This is a genomic window from Lonsdalea quercina subsp. quercina (genome assembly GCF_000688695.1).
Classification (GTDB): domain Bacteria; phylum Pseudomonadota; class Gammaproteobacteria; order Enterobacterales; family Enterobacteriaceae; genus Lonsdalea; species Lonsdalea quercina_D.
In genome coordinates, this window is record NZ_JIBQ01000004.1 from 115,149 (window position 1) to 129,529 (window position 14,381).

The 14,381-nt window shown below is 59.5% G+C and carries 11 protein-coding genes; 6 read left to right on the plus strand and 5 right to left on the minus strand.

Features of this window, described 5'->3' with window-relative positions; translation table 11 throughout:
* Window positions 1–40: 40 nt before the first annotated feature.
* The 3 genes from rluA to SB13_RS03850 form a co-directional block, all read right to left on the minus strand.
* On the minus strand, window positions 41–694 hold the full coding sequence (gene rluA / locus SB13_RS03840; RefSeq protein ID WP_026739081.1) for a bifunctional tRNA pseudouridine(32) synthase/23S rRNA pseudouridine(746) synthase RluA: 654 nt from the start codon (window positions 692–694) through the stop codon (window positions 41–43).
* 68 nt (window positions 695–762) lie between these two features.
* Complete coding sequence (gene rapA / locus SB13_RS03845) at window positions 763–3,669, minus strand: RNA polymerase-associated protein RapA (RefSeq protein WP_026739082.1); 2,907 nt, start codon at window positions 3,667–3,669, stop codon at window positions 763–765.
* Between the two features lie 422 nt (window positions 3,670–4,091).
* The gene (locus SB13_RS03850; protein WP_026739083.1) at window positions 4,092–6,467 is read right to left on the minus strand and encodes a DNA polymerase II; all 2,376 of its coding nucleotides are present in this window, start codon (window positions 6,465–6,467) and stop codon (window positions 4,092–4,094) included.
* 494 nt (window positions 6,468–6,961) lie between these two features.
* Here SB13_RS03850 and SB13_RS03855 point away from each other — a divergent pair, with 494 nt between their 5' ends.
* From SB13_RS03855 to SB13_RS03880, 6 genes are all read left to right on the plus strand, one after another.
* Complete coding sequence (locus tag SB13_RS03855; protein ID WP_394296362.1) at window positions 6,962–8,026, plus strand: ABC transporter substrate-binding protein; 1,065 nt, start codon at window positions 6,962–6,964, stop codon at window positions 8,024–8,026.
* 27 nt (window positions 8,027–8,053) lie between these two features.
* Window positions 8,054–8,953: a branched-chain amino acid ABC transporter permease gene (locus tag SB13_RS03860; RefSeq protein ID WP_026739085.1), complete on the plus strand. Its 900-nt coding sequence runs from the start codon at window positions 8,054–8,056 to the stop codon at window positions 8,951–8,953.
* Window positions 8,953–9,996, plus strand: a complete 1,044-nt coding sequence (locus tag SB13_RS03865; protein WP_026739086.1) for a branched-chain amino acid ABC transporter permease — start codon at window positions 8,953–8,955, stop codon at window positions 9,994–9,996. The genes SB13_RS03860 and SB13_RS03865 overlap by 1 nt, the downstream gene beginning before the upstream one ends.
* Complete coding sequence (locus SB13_RS03870) at window positions 9,986–10,765, plus strand: ABC transporter ATP-binding protein (RefSeq protein ID WP_026739087.1); 780 nt, start codon at window positions 9,986–9,988, stop codon at window positions 10,763–10,765. Before SB13_RS03865 ends, SB13_RS03870 begins: the two co-directional genes overlap by 11 nt.
* A complete protein-coding gene (locus SB13_RS03875) occupies window positions 10,758–11,453 on the plus strand; it encodes an ABC transporter ATP-binding protein (protein WP_026739088.1) in 696 nt (231 codons plus the stop codon). The genes SB13_RS03870 and SB13_RS03875 overlap by 8 nt, the downstream gene beginning before the upstream one ends.
* Before the next feature lie 182 nt (window positions 11,454–11,635).
* Window positions 11,636–12,394: a DedA family protein gene (locus SB13_RS03880; RefSeq protein WP_026739089.1), complete on the plus strand. Its 759-nt coding sequence runs from the start codon at window positions 11,636–11,638 to the stop codon at window positions 12,392–12,394.
* Here the strand turns inward: SB13_RS03880 and ilvN are convergent, their stop codons facing one another.
* Both ilvN and ilvB read right to left on the minus strand, forming a co-directional pair.
* Window positions 12,395–12,688 carry an acetolactate synthase small subunit gene (gene ilvN, locus SB13_RS03885; RefSeq protein WP_026739090.1) on the minus strand — a complete coding sequence of 98 codons (294 nt, stop codon included), beginning with the start codon at window positions 12,686–12,688 and terminating at the stop codon, window positions 12,395–12,397.
* A gap of 4 nt (window positions 12,689–12,692) precedes the next feature.
* Window positions 12,693–14,354, minus strand: coding sequence for an acetolactate synthase large subunit (gene ilvB / locus SB13_RS03890; RefSeq protein ID WP_026739091.1), 1,662 nt, complete (start codon window positions 14,352–14,354; stop codon window positions 12,693–12,695).
* Window positions 14,355–14,381 lie beyond the last annotated feature (27 nt).

Consider the following 14,381-nt stretch of genomic DNA (forward strand, 5'->3'; position numbering starts at 1 on the left):
TATCGACGTCCCCTCTCTTCAGTTGTTACCTGGCGTTCCGTCAAAAATTAGGCTCACAGCGAAAATGCATCGGCTCATGGGTTGCCGGATGGGTGATAGACAGCTCCTGCGCGTGCAACTGCAGGCGAGGCGCCATCGCCCGTGCGGCGGGCGGCGCGTAGAAGCCATCTCCCAAAATCGGATGATCGATAGCTAGCATGTGCACCCTCAGCTGATGGGAGCGGCCGGTAATCGGCATCAGTTTCACCCGGGTTGTTCCGTCATCGTCGCGAGACAGCACTTCCCACAACGTTTGCGCGGATTTTCCCTCGGTGAAACAGACTTTCTGTTTAGGGCGGTTGGGCCAGTCGCAAATCAGCGGTAAGTCGACCAGCCCTTCGTCCTGCGCCATATGCCCCCAGACTCGGGCGATATAGGTCTTTTTCGGTTCGCGTTCGCGGAACTGGCGCTTAAGCTCACGTTCAGCCGCTTTGGTCAGCGCAACGGCAATGACGCCGCTGGTCGCCATATCCAACCGGTGAACGGACTCGGCGGATGGGTGTTCCGCCTGAATCCGGCTCATGATGCTATCGCGGTTTTCCGGCGCGCGGCCGGGAACGGACAACAGGCCGCTGGGTTTGTTGACCACCATGAGATGCGCATCCTGATAGAGCACCTGCAGCCAGGGATCTTGCGGCGGGTTATAGGGTTCCATGACCGACTCCGAGCGTGCGGCAAGGGGTTCTCCTCGCCGCGTGAGTGATAAGCGCCATCGTGCCGCTGTTATTGATGAGACACCACGACCAGACGGATGGCGTCCAGACGCCAGTTTGCCTGTTCGAGATTCAGCAGCACCTGTTCCCGCTGTGTTTCCAGTGCCTTTAACTCATCGTCGCGGATGTTCGGGTTTACCGCTTTGAGCGCCGTGAGGCGTTCCAGCTCGTGCCGCAGCGCTTTGTCGGCAAACTGTGTGGCCGTTGCAATCACCTTCTGCGCTTGTTCTGCGACCAGCGGCTCCGCTTTTTGCAGCATGTCATGCACATCAGGCTGCACAGCGTTCACCAGTTTGCTGGCGGTATGGCGGTTGACCGCGGCCAGCTGGCGGTTGAAGCTCTCGAACTCCACCTGCGCGGCCAGATCGGTCCCCTTGCGATCCAGTAAAATACGTACCGGCGTCGGCGGCAGGAAGCGGGTGAGCTGCAGTTTTTTCGGCGCCTGCGCCTCTACCACATACACCAGCTCCGCTAGCAGTGTGCCGACCGGGAGCGCTTTGTTTTTCAGCAGCGATACGGCGCAGCTGCCGGTATCGCCGGACAGGATCAGATCTAGTCCGTTGCGGATCAGCGGGTGCTCCCAACTGATGAACTGCGCATCCTCGCGAGACAACGCCTGCTCGCGATCGAAGGTGATCGTACAGCCGTCCTGGGACAGGCCGGGGAAGTCCGGCACCAGCATGTGTTCGGACGGACGCAGCACGATCAGGTTGTCGCTGCGATCTTCCTGATGGATGCCGATGATATCGAACAGGTTAAGCGCGAAGTTGACCAGCGTGACATCATCGTCCTGCGCGGCAATATCGGCAGACAATTTTTTCGCCTGTTCCCCGCCGTTCGAGTGCATTTCCAGCAGGCGGTCGCGACCCTGCTCCAACTGGGCTTTCAGCGCATCGTGCTGCGCGCGGCATTCACGAATAAAGTCGTCGACGCCGTCTTGCTCTTCCGGATGGGCAAGCAGGCCGATCAGGCGATCGTAGTGGCTGTCGTAGATGGAACGACCGGTCGGGCAGGTATGTTCGAACGCGTCCAGGCCTTCGTGATACCAGCGGACCAGCAGCGCCTGCGCGGTATTTTCCAGATAAGGCACCAGAATCTGGATGTCATTCTCCTGACCGATGCGGTCCAGACGCCCGATGCGCTGCTCCAGCAGGTCGGGGTTGAACGGCAGGTCGAACATCACCAAATGGCTGGCGAACTGGAAGTTGCGGCCTTCGGAGCCGATCTCGGAACAAATCAGCACCTGAGCGCCTTCCTCTTCCGAGGCAAAGTAGGCGGCGGCGCGGTCGCGTTCCAGAATCGACAGACCCTCGTGGAATACCGCGGCGCGGATGGCTTCACGCGTGCGCAGCGCCTGTTCCAACTGTAGCGCGGAGGCGGCTTTGGCGCAGATCACCAGCACTTTCTCGTCGCGATGGCTGGTCAGGTAGTCGAGTAGCCACTCTACTCGCGGGTCGAAGCTCCACCAGGTGGCGTTTTCATCTTCGAACTGCTGATAGATTTGCTCTGGATACAGCATATCCTGAGCACGCTTCTCGGAGGTCTTGGAGCCGGACATGATGCCGGACACCTTGATCGCGGTCTGATACTGGGAAGGCAGCGGCAGCGGGATCGTCTGTAGCTGACGTTCCGGGAAGCCCTGCACGCCCTGACGGGTGTTGCGGAACAGCACGCGGCTGGTGCCGTGGCGGTCCATCAGCATAGCGATCAGCTCTTCCCGCGCCGTGCGAGCGGCGTCCTCGTCGTCGGCGTTGACGCCCTTCAGCAGGCCGGTGATGTCCTGTCCGCCCAGCAGCGACGTCAGCGCCTGGAGATCGTCCGGGCTGGCCTCGTCGCCGGTCAATAACTGCGTCACGGCATCGGCTACCGGCTGATAGCGTTGCTGTTCGGCCACAAATTCGGCGTAGTCGTGGAAGCGATTCGGGTCCAGCAGACGCAGGCGGGCGAAGTGGCTTTCCTGCCCCAGTTGCTCTGGGGTCGCGGTCAACAGCAGCACCGCCGGGGTGACGCTCGCCAGTCGTTCGATAGCCTGATATTGCGGGCTGGGCTCGGCTTCGCTCCACGTCAAGTGATGCGCTTCGTCCACCACCAGCAGATCCCAGTCGGCGTTGGCCAGCTGTTCAAAACGTTTCGGGTTGCGCTGAACAAAGCTCAGCGAACAGATGATCAGCTGCTCGGTTTCAAACGGGTTGCTGCTATCCAGCAACGCTTCAGCGTAGCGTTCGTCGTCGAACAGAGAGAACAGCAGATTGAAGCGGCGCAGCATTTCCACCAGCCACTGGTGCTGCAGGGTTTCCGGCACCACGATCAACACACGCTCGGCGCGGCCTGACAGCAGCTGTTGATGGATGATCATCCCGGCTTCGATGGTTTTCCCGAGACCGACCTCGTCCGCCAGCAGAACGCGCGGCGCATGGCGCTGGCCGACTTCGTGCGCGACATAGAGCTGGTGAGGGATCAGGCTGGCGCGCATGCCGCGCAGACCGCTCCACGGCTGCTGGGCCTGAGCATGCAGGTGCTGGCGGGCGCGATAGCGCAGCGCAAAGCGATCCATCCGGTCGAGCTGGCCGGCGAACAGGCGATCCTGCGGCTTGTTGAAGGTCAGCTTGCTGTCGAGGAAGACTTCTCGCAGCAGGGCGGGCGTCTCATCGTCAAGCCGCTGGCCGATATAAGTGCGCAGACCGTTTTCGTCGCTGACCTCGTCGACCTGCATCTGCCAGCCTTCGTGGCTGGTGACGGTATCGCCCGGGTTAAACATGACTCGGGTGATGGGGGCATCATTGCGTGAATAGAGGCGATTCTCGCCGCTGGCGGGGAACAGCAGGGTAACCATTCTGGCATCAACCGCCACTACTGTTCCTAATCCCAATTCGCTTTCTGTGTCGCTGATCCAGCGTTGACCAAGTGTAAAAGGCATATGTGCTTAGCTCGATACTCGTCGTTGTCGAAAATTGTCTGAATGACAGTCATTGTCGGCCAACCTGCCGGGAAAAAGGCGTAAATGCTGCATTGCCCGTCGTGGTGTGGCAGGCGCCTGGTCGGCATGACCCGTGTTGTTATGTGTGAGTTAGCGATGTTCTGCCGTCATTTGCGAGCGCGCTGACGGCCTGTCGGCGCGATAGGCGAATGCCGCCCCGCTACGTGTGCGCCGTTCGCGCATACAAAGACGATGGTCTGAAAGACCCACGCTATGCGCCGTCCTGCGCGGATGCGGCCCGAATCTAAATGCATGGGCTGACGACAGCGCAAGGTCTTATCGAAAATACCGCCGGATTCGGAAAGGGCGTTATGGTACTGGATGGACGCGCGTTCGTCACCTGCCAAACCGCCGTCTGTGGATCAAAACAGCCCCATTTGTCCGGTGACCAGCATCGTGAAATCGTCTTGCAGGAAAGGCAGAATCGCATCCGCCACCGGCTGCAGCTGTTTTTCGACGTAGTGTTGATAATCCAGCGGCGAATGGCGAGTTTCCAGCGGTTCTGGGCCGTTGACGGTCATAACGTAGCTGATCCAGCCGCCGTTTTGATACTGGAGTGGACGCCCGTGCTCACGGTTGTATTCGTCAGCCATTCTGGCGGCCCGCACCTGCGGCGGGACATTGCGCTGGTACTCACTTAGCTTGTGGCGCAGCCGCTTACGGTAGACCAACTGGTCGTCCCACTCGCCGTTCTGGGTTTTGCGCACATAGTCGCGCACCCACTCCTGATAGGCCTCACGCCGGAAAATGCGCGCGTAGAGCTGCTGCTGAAACCGTTGCGCCAGCGGCGTCCAGTCGCTGCGTACGGTCTCCAGCCCTTTAAACACCATCTGCGGCTCGCCGCCGGCGTTCAACGTCAGCCCGGCGTAGCGCTTTTTACTGCCCTGTTCCGCGCCGCGGATCGTCGGCATCAGGAAGCGCTGATAATGGGTTTCGTACTCAAGTTCCAGGGCGCACTCCAGCCCCTGGGTCCGCGCCAGATGCTCGCGCCACCACGCGTTCACGTACTGCACCAGTTCCCGGCCGATGGCGTCTGCTTCCTGCTCGTTATGGGCGTGATTGAGCCAGACGAACGTCGAGTCGGTATCGCCGTAAATGACCTGATAGCCGCGGGCTTCAATCAGCGCCTGCGTTTGCTGCATGATGTCGTGCCCGCGCAGGGTGATGGAGGAGGCCAGTCGCGGATCGAAGAAGCGGCAGCCGCTTGAGCCCAGTACGCCGTAGAAGGCGTTCATGATGATTTTCAGCGCCTGCGACAGCGGTTTGTTGCCGCTGCGCTTCGCCGCCTCGCGCTCCTGCCAAATGCTGCCGACAATCGCGGGCAGACAGTGCTGCTCGCGGGAAAACCACGCGCCGCGATAGCCCTCAACCGAATGTTGTTCGTCCGGGTGCCGCATGCCGACGGTCAGTCCGACGGGGTCGATCAGAAAGGTGCGAATGATGGAGGGGTAGAGGCTTTTATAATCCAGGACCAACACGGAGTCATATAAACCCGGACGGGAGTTCATGACGAAGCCGCCGGGGCTGGCTTCCGGCGGTATTTCGCCAAGGTTGGGGGCGACGAAGCCCGCCCGGTGCATCCGGGGGAAATAAAGGTGGGTAAACGCCGCTACAGAGCCGCCGCTGCGGTCTGCCGCCAGACCGGTGAGGCTGGCGCGCTCCAGCAAAAACGGCAGCAGTTCGGTCTTGTCGAAGATGCGCGTCACCAGCTCGCAGTCTTTCAGGTTGTAGTGGGCGAGGGCCGGTTTGTCTTCGGCGAAGCGGCGGTCGATCTCGTCCATCCGCTGGTAAGGGTTATCCATCGCTTTCCCTTCTCCCAACAGCGTTTGCGAGACGAACTCCAGGCTAAAGGAGGCGAAGTTCCAGGTGGCGGACTTGAGCGCTTCAATGCCGTCGACAATCAGTCGGCCGGGGGCGCTGGCGAAAAAGTGCCCCTGCTTGTAGCCGTGTTCCCGCCACTCCAGCTCCGCCTGCTGACGCCCAAGACGCAGCGGGATGCCGTAACGTTCGGCGTGCTTTTGCAGCACGCGCAGGTCGAACTGGACCAGATTCCAGCCGACGATCAGGTCAGGATCGTACTGCTGGATCCAGTGATTAAGCTGTTCCAGCAGCTGCGGCCGGCTGGAGACATACTCGAGCGTGAGGTCGCCCGCGTCAGCCGGGTCGCCGTTGGGCGGACCCAGCATAAACACCTGCCGCTGGCCGCAGCCTTCCAGGCCGATGCAGTACAGCTCGCCGTGGCGGTTGGTTTCGATATCCAGCGACACCATGCTGAGCGGCGGACGATAGTGCGGCTCCGGTTTCATTCTGGCGTTGAGGATACGCGCTTCCGGTCCGGCGTCGCCGTCGAACCAGACCGGCGCGGTAATGAAACGCTCCATCAGAAAACGTTCAGGCGGGCGAATATCGGCTTCATAAATGGGGACGCCGGCTTCCTGCAACCGTTTTTCGATACGCTGCAACTGGCGATATTGCGGGCAGTAAAGGCCCAGCAGATCTTCGTGGTGAAAACTTTTCATTCCCAGCGGGCGGAGCTCGGCCTTTTTCTCGCCGTTCAGCGCGGCGCGGACTTCCGCTTCATGGCGGGCGGGAACAAAAGCCACGGCCTGTTGCAGAGGAAGACGCACCTGTTGCGGGCCGTCGTCGGTGGCGAGCCAGAACTCGACCTGTATGCCGGCCGGCGTATCTTGCCAATGGCGGGTGAGCACAAAGCCCTGACGCGGGGAGGAAGCAGTCATAACCTCAGGCCGTATGAAGAAGAAAGACGTCATTAAGTGTGGTTATCTATACAGTGGTTGTCCAGCCTTTTTCGCCTGCCACCTGGTGAGGCAGCGCTTGCAATCGCGGTGCGTCCGAAGTCCGAATGATTGATTTGTCTTATGAAAGACGCGGAAAAATCCGCACCATACGAACGCAACGCGGGGGGCTCATGGTGCAACAGACGCCCATCGCGGGCATTTAAGGCAATCACTTCCTGTTATGTCTGATTTATTAATTGATTAATAACGCGTTTATCCGCCCCGGCTAATTGGCATGGTAATTGCTGATTTTCCCATTGTGGTGCGGGTTATGCCCGTGCGCATTTTTGCTGGCGATAGCCCTATACACAGCTTCATTTCACGATGGGAACGTAAACCACTATTCATTGACGAGGCGGAACATGAAGAGAAGAGTTTTCAACACAACGATAGCGGCGGTCTGTGTGTCCTCAGCGCTGGCGGCCGCGAATGTCATGGCGGACGAAGTGAAAATCGGTGTTGTACTGCCCTTGAGCGGCGCGTTGAGCGGTTATGGCCAGCCGTCACAGAAAGGGGTGACGCTGATTAACGGCATGGAGCCGAAATTAGCCAATGGCGATACCGTCAAGCTGATCATCATCGACGACAAGAGCGACAAGGTTGAAGCCGCCAACGCCATGCAGCGTCTGGTTTCCAGCGACAAGGTGGATGCGGTGATCGGCGAGGTGACCTCGACCAATACGCTGGCGATGACCAAGATGGCGGAAGACACCAAAACGCCGCTGATTTCTCCCACGGCGACCAATGACCGCGTGACGCGCAACCGCGAGTACGTCAGCCGGGTGTGCTTCTCCGACAGCTTCCAGGGCGTGGTAGGCGCGAACCTGGCCAGCCGCGATTTGAAAGCCAAGAAAGCGGCCATCATGTTTGACAGCAGCAACGACTACTCGGTCGGTCTGGCGCGCGCCTTTCGCAATCAGTTTGTGAAAAACGGCGGCACCATCGCGGTGGAAGTGCAGGCCCCCGGCGGCAGCAAGGATTTCAAAGCGCAGCTCTCCACCGTTAAATCCCACAACGTCGATATGATTTACATGCCGATTTACTACACCGAGGGCGCGCTGATTGCCGTACAGGCCAAGCAATTGGGGCTGAAAGTGCCGGTCGTGGGCGGCGACGGTCTGGCGGCCGATCCGATCTTCTTCAAACTCGGTCAGGACGCGGTGGAAGGCTACATGACCACCGACTACTACTCGCCGAATGCAAAAGAGCAGACGCCGGACGGCGAGAAATTCATTCAGGCCTGGACCGCCAAATATAATGAGCCGACTCACACCTGGGGCGCAATGACGGCGGATGCTTACAAAATGATCGTCGCCGCCATGAATAAGTGCAGCGATCCGCACGATCGCGTTTGCGTGAACAAGAACCTGCGCGCAACCACCAACTTTACCGGTATTACAGGGACGTTGACCCTGAAAGGCGGCGACGCCATTCGTCCTGCGGTCATCAACGAAGTCAAGAACGGACAGCTGGCGTTTAAAACGGTGGTCAATCCTTAATCGGCGGGAAGTAGTAAGGAGCGCACAATGGATTTTGCCGTTTTTTTACAGCAGGTGGTCAATGGCATGAGCCTTGGCAGTATGTATGCGCTGATCGCGATTGGTTACACCATGGTGTATGGCGTACTACGGCTGATTAACTTCGCCCATGCGGATATCATGATGGTCGGCGCCTTTGTGGCGCTGATCAGCTTTACCTCCTTCGGGCTGCCTTTCGGGGCAGCTATTTTGTTTTCGGTACTGGTCTCGGCTTTGCTTGGGGTTGCTATCGATCGCATCGCCTATCGCCCCCTGCGGCAGGCGTCCAAAATCTCCATGCTGATCACCGCCATCGGCGTCAGCTTCTTTCTGGAGAACCTCTTTAACGTTGTGTTCGGCGGCAGCCCGCGTTTCTTCGAATCGCCGCCGTTTTTCAATCAGACGATGACGCTCGGTCAAATCGTGATTACCCAGGTGGCGTGGATGGTGCCGCTGATCACGCTGGTGCTGCTGGCGATCATTCTGTTCATTCTCTACCGCACCCGACAGGGGATGGCGATCCGCGCGGTGGCGTTCGACGTCAATACCGTTCGCCTGATGGGCATTGATGCTAACCACATCATTTCGCTGGTGTTTGCGCTGGGGAGCGCGCTGGCCTCGCTGGGCGGCGTGTTCTATGCCATCAGTTACCCAACCATCGATCCTCTGATGGGGGTCTTGATCGGCCTAAAAGCCTTCGCCGCGGCGGTGCTGGGCGGGATCGGCAGCGTGACCGGGGCGGTCATCGGCGGCTTTATCCTGGGCTTCACCGAAGTGGTGGCGGTCGCCGTATTTCCTGAGCTTGGGGGGTACAAAGATGCTTTCGCCTTCCTGTTTTTAATTTTGGTGCTGCTGTTCAGACCGGTGGGCATCATGGGTGATGAACGACTGGAAAGGAGCCGCTTCTGATGAGAATGCCGCAGACCTCCTCTTCGCTGCTGTTGTGCTATATCGTTCTGTTCGCACTGGCTTTTTTAGGGCTATTTACCCTGCAGAGCGCGTTCGATGATTATGTACTTCGGATTATCTGCAACATCTTTATCTTTATGATCCTGGCGGTCAGCTACAACCTGATCAATGGGGTCACCGGTCAGCTGTCGCTGGAGCCGAACGGCTTCGTCGCCATCGGCGCGTATGTCACGGCGCTATTACTGCTGACCGCAGACAACAAAACAGAGATGTTCGAAATGGCGTCGCCCAGCCCCTTCATTCTGGCTTTGCACACCACGTTCCTGCCCGCGCTGATCATCAGTGGTATCTGCGCGGCGGTGGTCGCCGTCTGTCTGTCGTTCCCGGTCTTTCGCGTACGCGGCGACTATTTGGCGATCGTCACTCTGGGATTCGGCTTCATTATCAAGATCCTGGCGATCAACAACCCGCAGATCACCAACGGCGCTATCGGACTGAATGAGATCCCGCAGGCGGAACACATTTTGTACTGGTGCGGGTTTATCGCGTTGATCGCCGTACTGTTCGTCCTGCAACTGGTGTATTCCAAATACGGGCGGGCGATGAAGGCGGTGCGCGATGATGAGGACGCCGCAATCGCCATGGGGATCAACACCTTCCGCATTAAAACCTGCGCGTTTGCGACCAGCGCCTTTTTCGAAGGCATCGGCGGCGGCCTGTTAGCCTCCCTGCTGACCATCATCTCGCCGGATCTGTTCGACTTTATGCTGACGTTCCAGCTGCTGATCATCATCGTGCTGGGCGGATTGGGCAGCACCACCGGCGCGATCCTGGGGACGATCATCGTGGTGGGCAGCGGCGAGTGGCTGCGCTTCCTCGACCAGCCATTGACGCTATTCGGCCAGGATTTGGGCGCGCACCCCGGCCTGCGGATGGTGGTGTTCTCGCTGGTGCTGTTGATCATCATGCTGTTCGCGCGCGAAGGGCTGCTGGGCAAACAGGAAATCTGGGAAATACGCAGGAGGCGCCAGAATGGCAAATGAGACATTACTTCGCGTGGCGGACGTCACCATGCAGTTTGGTGGGCTGCGCGCTATCGACGGCGTCAGTTTTCAGATAGCGCCCGCGGAGATCTTCGGTTTGATCGGGCCGAACGGCGCCGGAAAAACCACGCTGTTTAACGTGATTACGGCCAACTACAAGCCGACCGGCGGCACGGTGGAGCTGGAGTCTCAGGCGCTGACCGGGCTGAAACCGAATCAGGTGGTTAACCGGGGGATCGCCAGAACGTTCCAAAATATCCGGCTGTTTCCGTCCATGACGGTGCTCGACAATGTATTGATCGGACTCGATCGTTTTATTCATTACTCCTTCCTTGAAGCCGCTTTGCGCTGCGGGCGCTTCTTCACGGCGGAAAAACGCGCGCGGGAAAAAGCGATGCAGCTGCTCGAGTACATCGGCATCGCCGAACACGCGCATTCGCTGGCGACCAATCTGAGTTACGGCAATCAGCGTAAGGTGGAGATTGCGCGGGCGCTGGCGACATCGCCCAAACTGTTGTTGCTGGACGAGCCCGCGGCAGGGATGAACCCACGCGAGACGGCCGAACTGGCGCAGCTTATTTTTAAGATGCGGAAGGACTTCGGACTGACGGTGCTGTTGATCGAACATGATATGTCGTTTGTGAACTCCCTGTGCGAGCGGGTGATGGTGCTGGATTACGGCAAAGCGCTGTTCAGCGGCACGCCGAATGAGGCCATCAATCATCCTGACGTCATCGCCGCGTATCTGGGGGACATCGATTATGCTTAAAGCGACCGATCTACGGGTTTTTTACGGCCTGATTCAGGGGCTGAAGGGGATCGACATTGAGGTCAACAACAGCGAGATCGTGACGTTAATCGGCAGTAACGGGGCCGGGAAAACGTCGACGCTGAACGGCATCATCAATCTGGTGAAGTCGACGGGCGTGGTCAATTTTCTCAACGAGGATATCTCCCACCGACAAACGCACCAGATTGTTCGTCAGGGGCTGGCGCTGGTGCCGGAAGGGCGCAAGGTGTTCACCAACCTGACCATCGAAGAAAACTTACGGATGGGGGCGTACAACAACCCGGTCAGATTCAGCTATCTGCGCGACAAGATGTATGCCATGTTCCCTCGCCTGAAAGAGCGGCGCGCGCAGCTGGCGGGCACCATGAGCGGNGGCGAGCAGCAGATGCTGGCGATCGCCCGCGCGCTGATGAGCGAACCGGCCTTGTTGATGCTGGATGAGCCCAGCCTGGGACTGGCGCCGAAGGTGGTGGGCGAGCTGTTCAACATCATCCGCCAGCTGCGTGAGGAGAAGATCACGATCCTGCTGGTCGAGCAGAACGCGACGGCGGCGTTGAAAATCGCCGATCGGGCCTACGTGCTGGAGAACGGCAAAATTGTGCTGCAAGGGCCCGCGCAGGCGATTCTGGCCAATCCGGAGGTAAAGGCGATGTATCTCGGCGGTTGAGGCTTGGGGGGAGTTGCCGNCGCCGTCATCCTCCGTCTTAGGGGGGGCCTCTTGCGTCCGTGGCCTGCACGATGGGTTCATCCAGCAAGCCTACGGGCCAGCGGCGAGCGAGGGGCTGCCGTCCGGCGGTTTTCTGCTATTATCCCGAAGTCCTGATTTTTAGCGCAGATAAGTAGGGATTTATGCAAGCCTGGCTTGAGCACTTGGTTACTCAATCGTTGGCCTATTCACTGCTGGCCGTTTTGCTGGTGGCTTTTCTTGAGTCGCTGGCGTTGGTGGGGCTGCTGCTACCGGGCACCTTGATGATGGCGTCGCTGGGCACGTTGATCGGCAGCGGACACGTGGGACTGTATCCGGCCTGGGGGGTAGGCATTATCGGCTGCCTGCTGGGGGATTGGATTTCCTATTACATCGGCTGGCGCTTCAAGGATCGGCTACACGGCTGGTCGTTCGTACAGAAGCACAGCGCCTATCTTTACCGCATCGAAAAAATGCTCCATCAGCATCATCTCGCGACCATTCTGGTCGGGCGCTTTATCGGCCCGACACGGCCGCTGATCCCGATGGTTGCGGGGATGCTGGAACTGCCTCCGAAACGATTTTTGGTCCCGAACATCATCGGCTGCCTTACCTGGCCGCCGGTGTATCTGATGCCGGGCATTCTGGCGGGGGTGGCGATTGATATTCCCCACGCGGCGGACAGCGGCAGCTTCCGCTGGCTGTTGCTGATTGCCGCGGTGCTGAGCTGGAGTGCCGGATGGCTGCTGTGGCGCGCATGGCGTGCTCGTCGTGCGCCGTCGGAAGGGTGGCTGACGCCAGCGCGTTTACGCTGGCTGGCGCCGATAGCGATGATAGCCGCGGTGATCAGCCTGGTGCTGCTGTGGCGGCACCCGCTGATGTCGGTCTACCTGCACCTGTTGCTGCAAATCTTTCGCGGCTAATTAGCGATAAAATTCCGCCACCTGCTCGAAAATGCGGGTGTCGTCGCCATGGCGACGCACCTGCAGCACATCTTCCAGTTTTTCCACCTGACTGATCATCTGCGCCAGACGGTCGTCGTCGTTCACCAGCAGCCAGATGCGGCTTTGTTCACCGCCTGGCAGCGGCATACACATAATACCTTCCACGTTGAACGCCCGGCGGGCGAACAGCCCGCAGACATGAGACATGACGCCGGGATGGTTGCGTACGGATAGCTCAAGCGTGACCTGGGTTGAAGAGGATGCGGTCTGCATAGGGTTAATCTCCAATCATCTCAATGTTGGCGGCGCCTGGCGGCACCATCGGATAAACTTTTTCGTTCACATCGATCAGCGCATGAATCAGCGCCGGTCCCGGCTGGTTCAGGATGTTGCGCAGGGCCGCTTGCGGATCTTCCTCCGCATTTAAGTCACAGGTCGCCAGTCCGAACCCGGCGGCAATTGCCAGGAAATTGGCCTGATAGCTGTAGTCGGACGCCACGTAACGCTGCTGATAGAACAGCTCCTGCTGCTGGTGGACCATCCCCAGCGCCTGATTGTTCATCAGCACGATTTTGACGTTGAGGCGCTGTTCAGCCAGCGTCGCCAGCTCCTGAATATTCATCATCAGGCTGCCGTCGCCGGAGAAGCACACCACCGTGCGATCCGGTTCCGCCAGCGCGGCGCCGATGGCGGCCGGCACGCCGAAGCCCATCGTCCCTAAACCGCCAGAGGTCAGCCATTGACGCGTGCGACGCAGCGGATATGACTGGGCCACCCACATCTGATGCTGACCGACATCGGTCGAAATAATGGCGCTGTCGTCCAGCGATTCGGCCACGGCATGGATCAGACCGTAGTGGCTCAGCGGATCGTCCTGCTGCAGATTGGCAGGGAATTCCTGCTGCAGCGCACTTACCTGACGGCGCCACTCGGCGCGCGTCTGCGGCTCGATCAACGGCAGTAACTGCGTCAGCCCCTTGGCGACATCGGCATGCAGCGCTACGTGGGGCTGGCGGATTTTGCCCAGTTCGGCGGCGTCAATATCCATGTGGATAATGCTGGCGTTCGGGCAGAACTGTTCGGCTTTGCCAATTGCGCGATCGTCAAAGCGCGCGCCCAGAACGATCAACAGATCGGATTGTTGCAGGATCATGTTGGTGGATCGTGCGCCGTGCATCCCCAGCATCCCCAGCGACAGGGGATGATCGGCAGGCATGGCGCCGAGCGCCATCAATGTCATGGTGGTGGGAATACCGGCGGACTCCGCCAGTTGGATCGCCTGCGTGTGCGCTCCGGCGCTGACGATCCCGCCGCCAAGATACAGTACGGGACGGCTGGCGGCGTTGATCATCGCGGCTGCTTTCTCGAGGGCCTGGGGTTCGGCGGCGACCGGCGCGTCGTTCGGCGTGGGCGCAGGCAGGGCGTCCAGCTCAATGGTGGAGGTTTGGACATCTTTCGGCACGTCGATCCACACCGGTCCGGGGCGGCCGGATTGCGCGATGCGGAATGCCTCGTTCATGACGTGCGCCAGCTCGTTGATGTCACGCACCAGATAGTTGTGTTTGGTGACGGGGATGGAAATGCCGTAGGTGTCTACTTCCTGAAATGCATCGCTGCCGATCATGTTGGAGGAGACCTGTGCGGTGATACAGACCAGCGGGATGGAGTCGAGTTTCGCGTCCGCAATCGCGGTCAGCAGGTTGGTGGCGCCGGGACCGCTGGAGGCCATGCAGACCGCCGCTTTGCCGCTGGCGCGCGCCATGCCCTGCGCGATGAAGCCCGCGCCCTGCTCGTGTCGCGCCAGTACGTGGCGAATGGTTCGGCTTTGTCCCAACGCATCGTACAACGGCAGGGCGGCCCCGCCGGGAATGCCCGTAACGGTCGTGATGCCTTGCTGCTCCAGCATGTGGACGATCAGCTCAGCTCCGGTATAACGCATAGTCATATCCTTTATCAGAGCCGGTGC

What these genes read in the sequence shown, in the direction of transcription:
- rluA (WP_026739081.1), bottom strand. Translation starts at nt 694, where the DNA reads ATGGAACCCTATAACCCGCCGCAAGATCCCTGGCTGCAGGTGCTCTAT.
- rapA (WP_026739082.1), bottom strand. Translation starts at nt 3,669, where the DNA reads ATGCCTTTTACACTTGGTCAACGCTGGATCAGCGACACAGAAAGCGAA.
- SB13_RS03850 (WP_026739083.1), bottom strand. Translation starts at nt 6,467, where the DNA reads ATGACTGCTTCCTCCCCGCGTCAGGGCTTTGTGCTCACCCGCCATTGG.
- SB13_RS03855 (WP_394296362.1), top strand. Translation starts at nt 6,962, where the DNA reads ATGGCGGACGAAGTGAAAATCGGTGTTGTACTGCCCTTGAGCGGCGCG.
- SB13_RS03860 (WP_026739085.1), top strand. Translation starts at nt 8,054, where the DNA reads ATGGATTTTGCCGTTTTTTTACAGCAGGTGGTCAATGGCATGAGCCTT.
- SB13_RS03865 (WP_026739086.1), top strand. Translation starts at nt 8,953, where the DNA reads ATGAGAATGCCGCAGACCTCCTCTTCGCTGCTGTTGTGCTATATCGTT.
- SB13_RS03870 (WP_026739087.1), top strand. Translation starts at nt 9,986, where the DNA reads ATGGCAAATGAGACATTACTTCGCGTGGCGGACGTCACCATGCAGTTT.
- SB13_RS03880 (WP_026739089.1), top strand. Translation starts at nt 11,636, where the DNA reads ATGCAAGCCTGGCTTGAGCACTTGGTTACTCAATCGTTGGCCTATTCA.
- ilvN (WP_026739090.1), bottom strand. Translation starts at nt 12,688, where the DNA reads ATGCAGACCGCATCCTCTTCAACCCAGGTCACGCTTGAGCTATCCGTA.
- ilvB (WP_026739091.1), bottom strand. Translation starts at nt 14,354, where the DNA reads ATGCGTTATACCGGAGCTGAGCTGATCGTCCACATGCTGGAGCAGCAA.